This is a genomic window from Pseudomonas mandelii (genome assembly GCF_006438925.1).
GTDB lineage: Bacteria > Pseudomonadota > Gammaproteobacteria > Pseudomonadales > Pseudomonadaceae > Aquipseudomonas > Aquipseudomonas mandelii_C.
The window spans coordinates 19,025-32,938 of sequence record NZ_RCZA01000002.1 but is presented as its reverse complement, the minus strand read 5'-3'; the positions used below and the strand labels follow the sequence as shown (position 1 = coordinate 32,938).

At 58.6% G+C, this 13,914-nt stretch carries 15 protein-coding genes; 14 read left to right on the top strand and 1 reads right to left on the bottom strand.

Annotated features, from left to right (window positions below; genetic code table 11):
* Nucleotides 1-12: 12 nt before the first annotated feature.
* From tmk to EAH74_RS03955, 8 genes are all read left to right on the top strand, one after another.
* Nucleotides 13-645: a dTMP kinase gene (gene tmk, locus EAH74_RS03990; RefSeq protein WP_140676237.1), complete on the top strand. Its 633-nt coding sequence runs from the start codon at nt 13-15 to the stop codon at nt 643-645.
* Nucleotides 638-1,627 (top strand): DNA polymerase III subunit delta', encoded by a 990-nt coding sequence (locus tag EAH74_RS03985; protein ID WP_140676234.1) that lies wholly within the window; start codon nt 638-640, stop codon nt 1,625-1,627. The genes tmk and EAH74_RS03985 overlap by 8 nt, the downstream gene beginning before the upstream one ends.
* A gap of 82 nt (nt 1,628-1,709) precedes the next feature.
* Nucleotides 1,710-2,066 carry a PilZ domain-containing protein gene (locus tag EAH74_RS03980; RefSeq protein ID WP_033056958.1) on the top strand — a complete coding sequence of 119 codons (357 nt, stop codon included), beginning with the start codon at nt 1,710-1,712 and terminating at the stop codon, nt 2,064-2,066.
* 14 nt (nt 2,067-2,080) lie between these two features.
* On the top strand, nt 2,081-2,866 hold the full coding sequence (locus tag EAH74_RS03975) for a TatD family hydrolase (protein ID WP_033056960.1): 786 nt from the start codon (nt 2,081-2,083) through the stop codon (nt 2,864-2,866).
* A gap of 342 nt (nt 2,867-3,208) precedes the next feature.
* Nucleotides 3,209-3,847 (top strand): TetR/AcrR family transcriptional regulator, encoded by a 639-nt coding sequence (locus tag EAH74_RS03970; RefSeq protein WP_123364802.1) that lies wholly within the window; start codon nt 3,209-3,211, stop codon nt 3,845-3,847.
* 139 nt (nt 3,848-3,986) lie between these two features.
* Nucleotides 3,987-4,955, top strand: coding sequence for a GTP 3',8-cyclase MoaA (locus EAH74_RS03965; RefSeq protein WP_140676231.1), 969 nt, complete (start codon nt 3,987-3,989; stop codon nt 4,953-4,955).
* Between the two features lie 134 nt (nt 4,956-5,089).
* Entirely contained in the window at nt 5,090-5,698 is a 609-nt protein-coding gene (locus tag EAH74_RS03960; protein ID WP_033056964.1) for a DUF4823 domain-containing protein, read from the top strand.
* 17 nt (nt 5,699-5,715) lie between these two features.
* On the top strand, nt 5,716-6,276 hold the full coding sequence (locus EAH74_RS03955; RefSeq protein ID WP_140676228.1) for a DUF1285 domain-containing protein: 561 nt from the start codon (nt 5,716-5,718) through the stop codon (nt 6,274-6,276).
* Nucleotides 6,277-6,334: 58 nt separating this feature from the next.
* Here EAH74_RS03955 and EAH74_RS03950 read toward each other — a convergent pair whose 3' ends face one another.
* Nucleotides 6,335-7,207 carry an esterase/lipase family protein gene (locus tag EAH74_RS03950; RefSeq protein ID WP_140676225.1) on the bottom strand — a complete coding sequence of 291 codons (873 nt, stop codon included), beginning with the start codon at nt 7,205-7,207 and terminating at the stop codon, nt 6,335-6,337.
* A gap of 211 nt (nt 7,208-7,418) precedes the next feature.
* Here EAH74_RS03950 and EAH74_RS03945 point away from each other — a divergent pair, with 211 nt between their 5' ends.
* The 6 genes from EAH74_RS03945 to araH all read left to right on the top strand — a co-directional run bounded on the left by EAH74_RS03945 (nt 7,419) and on the right by araH (nt 13,869).
* A complete protein-coding gene (locus EAH74_RS03945; protein WP_008152308.1) occupies nt 7,419-8,135 on the top strand; it encodes a FadR/GntR family transcriptional regulator in 717 nt (238 codons plus the stop codon).
* Nucleotides 8,136-8,265: 130 nt separating this feature from the next.
* On the top strand, nt 8,266-9,141 hold the full coding sequence (locus EAH74_RS03940; protein ID WP_140676222.1) for an SMP-30/gluconolactonase/LRE family protein: 876 nt from the start codon (nt 8,266-8,268) through the stop codon (nt 9,139-9,141).
* A gap of 198 nt (nt 9,142-9,339) precedes the next feature.
* Nucleotides 9,340-10,158, top strand: coding sequence for an SDR family oxidoreductase (locus EAH74_RS03935; RefSeq protein WP_140676219.1), 819 nt, complete (start codon nt 9,340-9,342; stop codon nt 10,156-10,158).
* A gap of 114 nt (nt 10,159-10,272) precedes the next feature.
* On the top strand, nt 10,273-11,277 hold the full coding sequence (locus tag EAH74_RS03930; RefSeq protein WP_140676216.1) for a substrate-binding domain-containing protein: 1,005 nt from the start codon (nt 10,273-10,275) through the stop codon (nt 11,275-11,277).
* Nucleotides 11,278-11,340: 63 nt separating this feature from the next.
* The gene (gene araG, locus EAH74_RS03925) at nt 11,341-12,891 is read left to right on the top strand and encodes an L-arabinose ABC transporter ATP-binding protein AraG (protein WP_140676213.1); all 1,551 of its coding nucleotides are present in this window, start codon (nt 11,341-11,343) and stop codon (nt 12,889-12,891) included.
* A 9-nt stretch (nt 12,892-12,900) separates the two neighbouring features.
* Complete coding sequence (gene araH / locus EAH74_RS03920) at nt 12,901-13,869, top strand: L-arabinose ABC transporter permease AraH (protein ID WP_111451791.1); 969 nt, start codon at nt 12,901-12,903, stop codon at nt 13,867-13,869.
* Nucleotides 13,870-13,914 lie beyond the last annotated feature (45 nt).

Genomic DNA, 13,914 nt, shown 5'->3' with positions numbered 1-13,914 from the left:
TAAGGACTGCCTGTGACTGGCTTGTTTATTACCCTGGAAGGCCCGGAAGGGGCCGGCAAGAGCACCAATCGCGAATACCTGGCCGAGCGCCTGCGCGCCGCGGGTATCGAGGTCGTGCTGACTCGCGAACCAGGCGGCACGCCGTTGGCCGAGCGGATCCGCGAAGTGTTGCTGGCGCCGGTTGACGAAGTCATGAACCCCGACACCGAGTTGCTGTTGGTGTTCGCAGCGCGAGCCCAGCATCTGGCCGAGGTGATTCGCCCGGCACTGGCCCGCGGTGCGGTGGTCCTGTGTGATCGCTTTACCGATTCGACCTACGCCTATCAGGGTGGCGGTCGCGGCCTGTCGCTGGAGCGCATCGCGACTCTGGAAGCCTTCGTCCAGGGCGATTTGCGTCCGGACCTGACGTTGATTTTCGATCTGCCGGTGGAAGTGGGCCTGGCCCGCGCCAGCGCTCGCGGTCGTCTGGATCGCTTCGAACTCGAAGGCCGAACCTTTTTTGATGCGGTGCGCAGTGCTTTCCTCAAGCGTGCTGAAGCGGTTCCTGCGCGTTATGTCCTGGTCGATGCCGCCCAGCCGCTGACGCAGGTTCAGCAGTCACTGGATGCCTTGCTGCCACGTCTGCTGGAGTTGACCCGTGGCTGAAGCCTATCCGTGGCAGGACAGTCTCTGGCAGCAGTTGGCCGGTCGCAAGCAACATGCTCACGCCTATCTTCTCCATGGCCCCGCCGGGATCGGCAAGCGCGCGCTGGCCGAGCGCTTGATGGCCAGTTTGTTGTGCCAGCGTCCGAGTGCGGCCCACGATGCTTGCGGCGAATGCAAATCCTGTCTGTTGCTCAAGGCCGGCAGTCACCCTGACAACTACATTCTGGAACCGGAAGAAGCCGATAAGGCGATCAAGGTCGATCAGGTTCGTGATCTGGTCAGCTTCGTGGTTCAGACCGCGCAGATGGGTGGGCGCAAAGTGGTGCTGATCGAACCGGCGGAGTCGATGAACGTCAACGCCGCCAACGCCTTGCTCAAAAGTCTTGAAGAACCGTCCGGTGATACCGTGTTGCTGCTGGTCAGTCACCAGACCAGTCGTTTGCTGCCGACGATCAAGAGCCGCTGCCAGCAACAGGCTTGTCCGCTGCCGAGCGAGGCGATGAGTCTGGCGTGGTTGGCGAAGGCGTTGCCGGATTGTTCGCAAGACGAACGCGTCGAACTGCTGACCCTGGCCGCCGGTTCGCCACTGGCCGCCGTCAACTTGCAGGCCCAGGGCGTGCGTGAGCAACGGGCGCTGGTGGTCGATGGCGTGAAGAAGTTGCTCAAGCAGCAACAGTCACCGACGCAACTGGCCGAAGGCTGGAATGCGATTCCGCTGTTGCTGTTGTTCGACTGGTTCTGCGACTGGTCGAGCCTGATACTGCGCTATCAGCTGACTCAGGACGAAGAAGGCCTGGGACTGACGGACATGCGCAAGGTGATTCAGTACCTGGCGCAGAAAGCTGGCCGGGACAAAGTCCTGAATATTCAGGACTGGATTCTCGCCCAGCGCCAGAAGGTAATGAGCAAAGCCAACCTCAATCGGGTGTTGTTGCTGGAGGCGCTGTTGGTGCAATGGGTGGGTTTGCCTACCCAGAAGTGACGGTCTGTGCTTAGTATCCTGTCTCGCAAATACTGTTTGTGAGATGGACACTAGACTCTGAGCATCAGCAACGGAGGTCAGCATGAATGAACTCGTCAATCCGGGGCCGCGCAACGGCATTTTGTCCCTGACGATCAAGGACAAGTCCGTGCTTTACGCGGCCTACATGCCGTTCATCAAGAACGGTGGCCTGTTTATCCCGACCAACAAGAGTTACAAGTTGGGCGATGAGGTATTCATGCTGTTGAACCTGATGGACGAGCCGGAGAAGATTCCGGTCGCCGGCAAGGTCACCTGGATCACCCCCAAAGGTGCGCAGGGCAACCGGGCCGCCGGGGTCGGTGTACAATTCAACGATGGCGACAATACCGCGCGCAGTCGAATCGAAACCCATCTGGCCGGAGCCCTGAAGTCCGACCGTCCCACTCATACGATGTAAGTTGCAGCCCTTTTATGCTCGTAGATTCCCATTGCCACCTTGATCGCCTCGACCTCGCCGCCCACGACGGCTCTCTGGATGCCGCACTGGATGCGGCCCGTCTGCGCGGGGTAGGGCACTTTCTGTGTATCGGCGTCAGTGTCGAGAATGCCGCCGACGTCAAAGCCCTGGCCGAACGTTACGACGACGTCGACTGTTCGGTTGGCGTGCATCCGCTGGACGTGCAGCCGGGCGCTGCGCCAGCACTGGATTGGCTGTTGCGCGAGCTCAACCACCCGCGTGTGGTGGCGATTGGTGAAACCGGTCTGGATTATCACTACGAGCCTGAAGCCGCGGAATTGCAGCAGGAGTCGTTTCGCCTGCATCTGCAAGCGGCACAGCAGACGGGCAAACCGGTGATCATTCACACCCGTGGTGCCCGCGCCGATACGTTGAACCTCCTGCGTGAAGCGGCGCTGCCCCAGGCTGGCGTGCTGCATTGTTTCACCGAAGACTGGGACATGGCCAAAGCAGCATTGGACATGGGGTATTACATTTCCTTGTCCGGGATTGTCACTTTCCGCAATGCCGACGCTCTGCGTGATGTAGCCAGTAAAGTGCCGGCTGACCGATTGCTGGTGGAAACCGACTCGCCTTACCTGGCGCCGATTCCTCATCGCGGCAAGCCGAACCTGCCGCAGTACGTGCGCGACGTAGCGGAATTTCTGGCAATGTTGCGAGGTGAGCCCTACGAGCGGTTTGCCGAACAAACCACCGAGAATTTCAAGCGACTGTTTCCGCTGGCGCATGTGAAAGGTTAAATCGCAGGCAAAAAAAACCCGGGTTCTGGGGGGTGAATCCGGGTTAAGACCATTAGGAGTAAAACAAAGGCACGCGGTCCGTTGGTACCTATATCGGCGCAACACTTGGGGGAGATGTCCCGCCGACAGTTGAAGTATTGATCAGTATTGCGCCGAGTCCAGTTTACTGATCGCGGTTTTTAAACAAATTTGGAATACGGGCGCTTCGGTTGAGTTCTCATTGATCTGCGAGGCTGCCGGAATTCATCAAGAAACACATATATGGTCGGATGATCCGTGCATTTTTGCGCAAGTTAGGCATAATACGCGGCTTCGAATTTTGACCCCTACAGACCTTTTCTTATGCATAAAGAACCTCGTAAGGTCCGTGAGTTTCGTCGCCGCGAGCAAGAAATTCTCGATACCGCGCTCAAGCTGTTCCTCGATCAAGGTGAAGACAGTGTCACCGTCGAGATGATTGCTGATGCCGTCGGTATCGGTAAAGGCACGATCTACAAGCACTTCAAATCCAAGGCCGAGATCTATCTGCGCCTGATGCTCGATTACGAGCGCGATTTGAACGAGCTGTTGCATTCGGCCGATGTCGACAAGGACAAGGAAGCCCTGTCCCGGGCCTACTTCGAATTCCGCATGCGCGATCCACAACGCTATCGGTTGTTCGATCGCCTGGAAGAAAAGGTGGTCAAGGGCAATCAGGTGCCGGAGATGGTCGAGGAGCTGCACAAGATTCGCGCCTCGAACTTCGAACGTCTGACCCTGCTGATCAAGGGCCGGATCAGTGAAGGCAAACTTGAAGACGTACCGCCTTACTTCCATTACTGCGCATCCTGGGCGCTGGTGCACGGCGCCGTGGCGCTGTATCACTCGCCGTTCTGGAGCAATGTGCTGGAAGATCAGGAAGGTTTCTTCCAGTTCCTGATGGACATCGGCGTGCGCATGGGCAACAAGCGCAAGCGCGATACCGACACTCCGGGCAGCTGAACCATTCAGTTGCCTTATTGCGCCATTATTTCGCTACGTGGCGCAGTACCGCAGGAATATACTCAGGCATAGGACTTGCTAAAACTTGATTTGTGAGTCAAGTTTTAGCGGTCCGAATATTCTTCCGCCGGAGTAATCCATGATCGTTGACCGTCAAGGCAGGCGTTTTCGCAATTTGCGGATCAGTCTGACTTCAGCCTGCAATTACGCGTGTACCTACTGCGTGCCCAACGGCAAGCGGTTGGTCGCTGCGCAGGATGAATTGTCGGCTGAGGCCATGGCGCGTGGCGTGGCGTATCTGATTGAAGCGGCGGGCATTGAGCGTTTGCGCATCACCGGCGGCGAGCCGCTGGTCAGCCCAAAACTCGAAGCCTTTATGACCGCTGTCGGGCAGATGGGCCTGGCGGACATCAGCCTGACCACCAACGGTCAGCTGCTGGCGAAAAAGCTGCCACTGCTGGTGGATGCCGGCATTCGTCGCATCAACGTTTCCCTCGATACCCTGGATGCCAGCGCCTTTCGCAGCATTGCCCGTGGTGGCGATCTGGCGACTGTGCTCGACGGAATGGATCAAGCCAGCGCCGCCGGCCTGAAGATAAAGGTCAATATGGTGCCGCTGCGTGGACAGAACCTCGATCAAGTGATGCCGCTACTCGATTACTGTCTGGAGCGCGGCTATGAGCTTCGTTTCATCGAGTTGATGCGCATGGGCCACCTGGCAAGCGACTCCAATGCTTTCCTGCAGCAGTTTGTCAGCCTTCAGCAGTTGCTCAGCCTGATCGGCGAGCGCTACGAATACCTTCAGGCCGATGCGCCGGTAGACGCCACCGCCGTGCGTTACGAAATTCCGGGGCAGGGCTACTTCGGCGTAATCGCCAACGAAAGCGTTCCTTTCTGCCGCACCTGCTCGCGGCTGCGTCTGTCCTCCACGGGCTGGCTGCATGGCTGCCTGTCGTCGAGCAACCGCCACTATGTCGGCGATCTGCTGGACAAGCCCCGTCATCAAGCTTTGCCCGCCTTGCAGAGACTCTTGGTGAAAGCCTTGGGCGATAAGCAGGAAGTAGCGTTCTCCGGTGGCGCGACCATCATGAAAATCATCGGCGGCTAAACACGATCCCTGTAGTAACTGCCGAACGCAGCCTTCGGCAGCTGCTACAAGAGCCATGCCTCTCCCGAGCTGGCGCGGAAGCTGCATCCCATGGCCATTCGCCGGTTTTCCGTCACCGGCCTCTGGAGGGTAGGATGCGTAGCCTGGTTTTGCTGCTGGCCGTTTTGGCGCTTGGTGGCTGCATGAATGTCAGCGATCTGGCTGAAGGGACTCGCTACCACATGAGCGACGCAGGGTTGCTCGACCATAGCGACAGCCGCCGTGTGAATAACCTGCGCATCCAACCGGACTCATTCGTCTATATCGCCCAGGGCGCCTTTGTGCCGCCAGGCAGTACTGTCTACCCACGACCTAACGTGATAGCCGAAGTCGCCTTCGATGGCTTTGTCGAATACTTTCCCATGGTCCGTCGCGCCCGTGCCCCGGAAGGTCTTGATCAAGCCATGGGCGAAGCCCGTGCCGCCGGTGCCCATTACCTGCTCTATACCCGGTTCGCCAAGTCTGATGACCGTATCGGCAACTCGGACGAATGGCTCGATCAGGAAGCCCTGGATCGCCTCGGTATCGATGGCGGCGTGATTCAGATCATGTTGATCGAGACCAGCACCCAGTATTTGATTGATACTGCACGTATCAAGGGGCGTGGCGGTTTACTGACGTTCCACGACAAAAAGCCAGAAGACCTGATGGGCCCGCCGCTGGAACAATACGCGCGCAGCCTGCTGGGGCTCAGCGACCAGTAATTCAAAAGGAGAACGCCATGAGTGGCCCGCAAAAAGCCAACGATCTGTTGGGGCAAATCCCCAAAACCAAAGGCTTGCCGCCGGTCCACCTGTGGAACCCCGACTTCTGCGGCGACATCGACATGCGTATCGCCCGTGACGGCACCTGGTATTACCTGGGTACGCCAATCGGGCGCAAGCCGATGGTCAAGCTGTTCTCCACCATCATTCGTCGCGATGGTGACGATTACTTCCTCATCACCCCGGTCGAGAAGGTTGGCATCAAGGTCGACGACGCGCCCTTCGTGGCGATTGCCGTGGATGTCGAAGGCGAGGGTGAAACCCAGGTCTTGCGCTTCACCACCAATGTTGACGAGACCGCCGACGCCGGCCCCGAACACCCCATGCGCGTGGTGATCGACCCGGTCACGCAGGAACCTGCACCCTACGTGCATGTGCGCACCAACCTTGAAGCGCTGATCCATCGCAATGTGTTCTATCAATTGGTGGAGTTGGCGGTGAGTCGTGAAGTCGACGGGCAACGTTGGTTAGGCGTGTGGAGTGGTGGCGAGTTCTTTCCCATCGGGCTTGAGCCGTAACGCGCGATGATTTTTTTCTGGAAAAATGGCCCGCGGTTCAAGCGGGCCGTTTTTTTGCCTACAAACCTTTGTCCTTGAGTCGGGCCGCATGCTCAAGATAGAGGTGGACCGGGCTTACGTTCCAACTCGTGATCCCGGCCATTTGATTGACTGCGTCGAAATGGTCCATCGGGTAATCCGAACGAATGACTTTGCCCAGGTGCGAGCTGTACTGTCCGACGAGCCCATCGTTTGCGTATTTCTCTTTATAAAATAACTTCGACAGCACGATACAGTTCAAATGGGACGGATCGAGCGGTTGCAGGCTTTGAAAGTTCTGCACGATCCCACTCCAGGAGTAGTAATACACGCCGTTTTCAACTTCGTTGCCTTCACCGCCCCAGTGTTTCGGCACCCCTTGCGGGTACTTTTTATTAAAGGCTGCCAAACCCTCGCTGGTCAACGATTCGAAGGCCGCGCGGGCATCTTGAGGGTTTTTCGGGTGGCCACTGATCAGCGATATAAAGGTGCCGACCGCGGCAAACAGCGCCAGCACGAACGCTTCCGGCAACTCTCCGGGCGTCAAAGCCTTATGCAACTGATCGGCAATTTCGGAACCATGGTTGGGACAGCTGACCGAGGTGACTGACGCTACCTTTTCCGGGTGCAGTGCTGCTACGTAGCGTGCAGCCAATGGACCTTGGCTGTGGCCGATCAGATTGACCTTGGTGGCTCCCGTTTCCTGCAAAATTCGGTTGACGTGGTCGAGCAGTTTTTTACCGCGCTCCTCGTTTCCGTTAACGGCTGGAATGTTGACGGAAAACACCGTGGCCCCAGCATGTTCCAGCGCTTCCTTGATCTCGAAGAAGTAGGGATAACCGGCAATTTTATCGAAGCCAAAAAGACCGTGGACCAAAACAATCGGGTATTGAGTAGACGCATCCATGTTCATGCTTATACCTGTCGATAGCGGACTTGAGTGGAACAGATGCTATTGACTGCTTGATCTGTCGCGGCTAACCGTAGGTCACAATAGGGGTTCGTTCAAATTGCTCGCTTGGACGCCATCAGACAGAAAAATTCAAATTGACACTCAATCGTATGATGATTAGCGTGGACACCCATCGCGAACGGCTTTGTGCCGTCCCTGAACTGAGGTGTCCATGTCCAGCAGTTTTCATGCGTCGACGGTCGATTGGCTGGGTTGCTGGATCGCCACGGGGCAGGTCAAACCGGGTGAGACGCTCAAGGTCGAAGCCGACCTGGGCGAGCAACTCGGTGTCAGTCGCACCGTTATCCGCGAAGCCATCAAAACTCTGGTCGCCAAGGGCATGCTCGAAGTCGGGCCGAAGGTCGGCACGCGGGTGCTGCCGGTGCGCCGCTGGAACCTTTTCGATCCGCAAGTCGTAGGCTGGCTGTCGCGCAGCGGCTTGCCGGAAAACTTCGTCGACGACTTGCTCGACCTGCGCCGCACCATCGAACCAATGGCCGTACGCTGGGCTTGCGAGCGCGCTACCGTCGAGCAGGTTCACGCCATCCTTCAGGCTTACAACGCATTGGAGCGGGCAGTGGACAGCGGCATTGATTACAACCGTGCCGACCAGTTCTTCCACGAGTGCATCCTCGCTGCCAGCCACAATCAATTTATCGAACAAATGGTCCCGGCCCTCGGCGCGCTGCTGGCGGTGTCATTCGAAGTGTCCGCCGCCGACCCGGACGAACTGCGCCGCACGCTACCGATTCACAAAGACATGGCCGAGGCCATCGCCGCCCGGGATGCCGCGCGGGGAGTCTGGGCCTGCATGACCCTGATCGATAACGCCGACCTGGCCATCAAGCGCTTCTACCCGCAAGTCATGGCCGACAAGAAGGCCAGTTGACAATGCAGAATCCTGTGGGAGTGAGCCTGCTCGCGAAAGCGGTGTGTCAGTTAACAGTGATGTTGAATGTGCCGACGCCTTCGCGAGCAGGCTCGCTCCCACAAAAAACAAGAACAATGCAGGAGGTTTCATGACGTGGACTGCGGTTACCGAACACCGGGCACGGCTGGGTGAAGGCCCGTTCTGGGACGCGCCGACCCAGGCGCTGTACTGGGTTGATATCGCCGGTCAACAGGCGCTGCGGCTGATTGGCGCCAACGTGCAGATCTGGCAGATGCCCGAGCATGTGTCCGCCTTCATCCCCTGCGAAAGCGGCGATGCGTTGGTGACGTTGAACAGCGGTGTGTATCGACTCGATCTGGATTCCCCAGGCCTGAAGCCGCGACTGACCTTGCTCTGCGTCGCCGATCCGCAACCCGGCAATCGCGCTAATGAAGCCCGCTGCGATGCTCTGGGCCGGCTCTGGCTCGGCACCATGCAGAACAACATCGGCGAGCAGGGCGAAGACGTGCCTATCGTCCGGCGTTCCGGTGGCCTGTTTCGCATCGATCGCGATGCTCGGGTCACGCCGTTGCTTCGCGGGTTGGGCATTCCTAACACGTTGCTGTGGAGCGAAGACGCAACCACCGTGTATTTCGCCGACAGCCTCGACAACACGCTCTACCAGTACTTCATCCGCACCGACGGCAACCTCGACCCGGCTCGGGTCTGGTTCGGGCCCCATGAACGCGGCGGGCCGGATGGCTCGGCGATGGATGTCGAAGGTTACCTCTGGAACGCCCGTTGGGATGGCAGCTGTCTGCTCAGGCTGACCCCGGACGGGCAGGTTGATCGCGTGATCGAACTGCCCATCAGCCGCCCCACCAGTTGCGTTTTCGGGGGGGAAGACCTCAAAACCCTTTACATCACCAGCGCCGCGAGCCCGCTCAACCATCCGTTGGACGGTGCATTGCTGTCGATTCGAGTGGATGTGGCCGGAAAAACCTGTACTCGATTCGCGGGATAAATCCCAAAATATGGGATGTAAAATTATATATTGAGATTATTTGGCGGTCGGGTTTATAGTCGGCTCCATCAGTTACACGCACTCACACTTAAAAAAACAAAACAGGTGAAGTGATGCAGCGATTTTCCAAAAAGCCTTTTGACCGGACATCGACAGATGCCCGGTTTTTGTCGTGCCTTCAAAAAGGAGTCTTGATCCATGGCTGAACCTCTTTCCTTGCCATCGGTGCCCGAACCGCCGAAGGGTGAGCGCCTGAAAAACAAGGTCGTGCTGCTGACGGGCGCTGCTCAGGGCATTGGCGAGGCGATTGTCGCAACGTTCGCTTCCCAGCAGGCCAAGCTGATCATCAGCGATATTCAGGGTGAGAAAGTCGAAAAGGTCGCGGCGCACTGGCGAGACAAGGGCTTCGACGTTCAGGCAATCAAGGCTGACGTTTCCAACCAACAAGACCTGCACGCCATGGCCAGACTGGCGATCGAGCGTCACGGACGGATCGATGTGCTGGTCAACTGCGCCGGGGTCAATGTGTTCCGCGATCCGCTGGAAATGACTGACGAAGACTGGCGCCGCTGCTTCGCCATCGACCTCGACGGCGCCTGGTTCGGCTGTAAAGCCGTGCTGCCGCAGATGATCGAGCAGGGCGTCGGCAGCATCATCAACATCGCCTCGACCCATTCCACTCACATCATTCCCGGCTGCTTTCCGTACCCGGTGGCCAAACATGGCTTGCTCGGCCTGACCCGCGCCCTGGGCATCGAGTACGCGCCGAAAGGCATTCGCGTCAATGCCATCGCGCCGGGTTACATCGAAACCCAGCTGAACGTTGATTACTGGAACGGTTTTGCCGACCCGCATGCCGAGCGTCAGCGCGCTTTCGATCTGCACCCGCCACGTCGCATCGGCCAGCCGATTGAAGTGGCCATGACCGCCGTTTTCCTGGCCAGCGATGAAGCGCCGTTCATCAATGCCTCGTGCATCACCATCGATGGCGGTCGCTCGGTCATGTACCACGACTGAGTCAATCGGGTCTCAGGCGCGGAACTACGCCTGAAATCCAATCATCATACGATATGACTATTTGCAGTACCGGCTTTCAAATAACGCTCAAAAAAAATAACAAGGAGTCAGCTTATGAATCGTCGTCGTGGGATCCGTTCCCTGTGCTGTGCCGCTTTGGCGGTCACCGCGGTCAGCCTGAGCAGTTCGTTGCTGGCGGCCGAGGAAGTGAAGATCGGTTTTCTGGTCAAGCAGGCGGAAGAGCCCTGGTTCCAGACCGAATGGGCCTTCGCGGAAAAGGCCGGCAAGGACAAAGGCTTCACCGTGATCAAGATCGCTGTGCCGGATGGCGAGAAAACCCTCTCGGCAATCGACAGCCTGGCAGCCAACGGCGCCAAGGGCTTTGTGATTTGCCCGCCGGACGTCGGCCTCGGCCCGGCCATCGTCGCCAAAGCCAAGGCCAACGGTTTGAAAGTGATTGCGGTCGATGACCGTTTCGTCGATGCCAGCGGCAAGTTCATGGAAGACGTGCCTTACCTCGGCATGGCGGCGTTTGAAGTCGGTGAGAAACAGGGCAATGCCATGGCCACCGAAGCGAAAAAACGCGGCTGGGACTGGAAAGAAACCTACGCGGTGATTAACACCTTCAACGAACTCGACACCGGCAAGAAGCGCACCGACGGTTCGGCCAAGGCGCTGACAGATGCCGGCTTCCCGAAAGACCACATCCTCTTCACTGCACAGAAAACCCTCGACGTCCCTGGCAGCATGGACGCCACCAATTCGGCGCTGGTGAAACTGCCCAGCGGCGCGAAAAACCTGATCATCGGCGGCATGAACGACAACACCGTGCTGGGCGGCGTGCGCGCCACCGAAAGCGCCGGTTTTGCCGCGGCCAACGTGATCGGCATCGGCATCAACGGCACTGACGCCATCGGCGAATTGAAGAAGGCCAACAGCGGCTTCTTCGGCTCGATGCTGCCGAGCCCGCACATCGAGGGCTACAACACCGCCAGCATGATGTACGAGTGGGTCACCACCGGCAAAGAACCGCCGAAGTACACCGCGATGGACGACGTTACGCTGATCACTCGCGAGAACTTCAAGCAGGAACTGGAAAAGATCGGCCTCTGGAACTGAGGCGCGGTTGATTTCACGGCGGCCCTGGCGACGGGGCTGTCTGATCTGTGTGATGAGGTGGTTATGGCGCAAACAACAACACAACAACACAGCGGCTGTTCTTCTAGTGGCAGCTTGCGTTTCAACGGGATCGGCAAGACCTTTCCCGGGGTGAAGGCGCTGGATAGCATCAGCTTCGTCGCCCACCCGGGGCAGGTTCACGCCTTGATGGGCGAGAACGGCGCCGGTAAATCGACCTTGCTGAAAATCCTCGGCGGTGCTTACACCCCGAGCAGCGGCGACCTGCAGATCGGCGAGCAGACGATGGTCTTCAAGTCCACCGCCGACAGCATCGGCAGTGGCGTCGCCGTGATCCATCAAGAGCTGCATCTGGTCCCGGAAATGACCGTGGCAGAGAACCTGTTCCTGGGGCATCTGCCGGCCAGTTTCGGCCTGATCAATCGTGGCGCACTGCGGCAACAGGCATTGGCTTGCCTCAAGGGCCTGGCCGATGAAATCGATCCGCAAGAGAAAGTAGGGCGCCTGTCCCTCGGTCAGCGGCAACTGGTGGAAATCGCCAAGGCCTTGTCCCGTGGTGCGCATGTGATCGCATTTGACGAACCGACCAGCAGCCTCTCGGCACGGGAAATCGATCGTTTGATGGCGATCATCGGTCGGCTGCGCGACGAAGGCAAAGTGGTGCTTTACGTCTCCCACCGCATGGAAGAAGTGTTCCGCATCTGCAACGCGGTGACGGTGTTCAAGGACGGTCGCTTTGTGCGCACGTTCGAGGACATGAGCGAACTGACTCATGATCAGTTGGTGACCTGCATGGTCGGTCGCGACATTCAGGACATCTACGATTACCGCCACCGTCAGCGTGGCGCAGTGGCGCTCAAGGTCGACGGCTTGCTGGGTCCGGGTTTGCGTGAGCCAGTGAGTTTCGAGGTACACAAAGGCGAGATTCTCGGGCTGTTCGGTTTGGTCGGCGCCGGTCGCACCGAGCTGTTCCGCATGCTCAGTGGCCTTGAACGCAACACCGCCGGACGCCTGGAATTGCGCGGCCATGAACTGAAGTTGCGTTCACCCCGCGATGCGATCGCCGCCGGGATTCTGCTGTGCCCCGAGGACCGCAAGAAAGAGGGGATCCTGCCGCTCGCCAGCGTCGCCGAGAACATCAACATCAGCGCCCGCGGCGCCCACTCCACCTTTGGCTGCCTGTTGCGTGGCCTGTGGGAGAAGGACAACGCCGACAAGCAGATCAAGGCGCTGAAAGTGAAGACCCCCAACGCGGCGCAGAAAATCATGTACCTGTCCGGCGGCAATCAGCAGAAGGCCATTCTCGGCCGCTGGCTGTCGATGCCGATGAAAGTCCTGCTGCTCGACGAACCGACTCGCGGCATCGACATCGGCGCCAAAGCCGAGATCTACCAGATCATCCACAACCTGGCCGCCAGCGGCATCGCGGTGATCGTGGTGTCCAGCGACCTGATGGAAGTGATGGGTATTTCCGACCGCATCCTGGTGCTCTGCGAAGGCGCGATGCGCGGCGAGTTGTCTCGCGCAGAGGCCAATGAATCCAACCTGCTGCAACTGGCTTTGCCGCGCCAACGCGCTGACGGCGTGGCGAACTGAGAGGTGACTATGACAATCCAAAACAACGCTTTGCCCACCCAGCGCAAACCTCTGGACCTTCGGCGCTTTCTCGATGACTGGGTGATGCTGCTGGCGGCCGTCGGGATCTTCGTGCTCTGCACCTTGCTGATCGACAACTTCCTCTCGCCGCTGAACATGCGTGGCCTGGGCCTGGCGATTTCGACGACGGGGATTGCGGCGTGCACCATGTTGTATTGCCTGGCGTCCGGGCACTTCGATTTGTCGGTGGGCTCGGTGATTGCCTGCGCCGGCGTGGTTGCAGCGGTGGTGATGCGCGACACCGACAGTGTGTTTCTCGGTGTGGTGGCGGCGCTGTTCATGGGGCTGATCGTCGGGTTGATCAATGGCATCGTGATCGCCAAGCTGCGGGTCAATGCGTTGATTACCACACTGGCGACCATGCAGATCGTTCGCGGCCTGGCTTATATCTTCGCCAACGGCAAAGCGGTGGGCGTGTCGCAAGAGCAGTTCTTCGTCTTCGGTAACGGCCAGTTGTTGGGTGTACCGGTGCCGATCCTGATCACCATCGTTTGCTTCCTGTTTTTCGGCTGGCTGCTGAATTACACCACCTACGGGCGCAACACCATGGCCATCGGCGGTAACCAGGAAGCGGCGCTGCTGGCCGGGGTGAACGTTGACCGGACCAAGATCATTATCTTTGCCGTGCACGGCGTGATCGGGGCGTTGGCCGGGGTGATTCTGGCGTCGCGCATGACGTCCGGCCAGCCGATGATTGGCCAGGGTTTTGAGCTGACGGTGATTTCTGCCTGTGTGTTGGGCGGGGTGTCGTTGAGCGGCGGGATCGGCATGATCCGGCATGTGATTGCCGGGGTGCTGATTCTGGCGATCATCGAAAACGCGATGAACCTGAAGAACATCGATACGTTTTATCAGTATGTGATTCGGGGTTCGATCTTGCTGTTGGCTGTCGTCATTGACCGTCTCAAACAACGCTGATTAACCAGGTTCTGCACATAGTCAGTAGGTGCAGGAGACCCAATG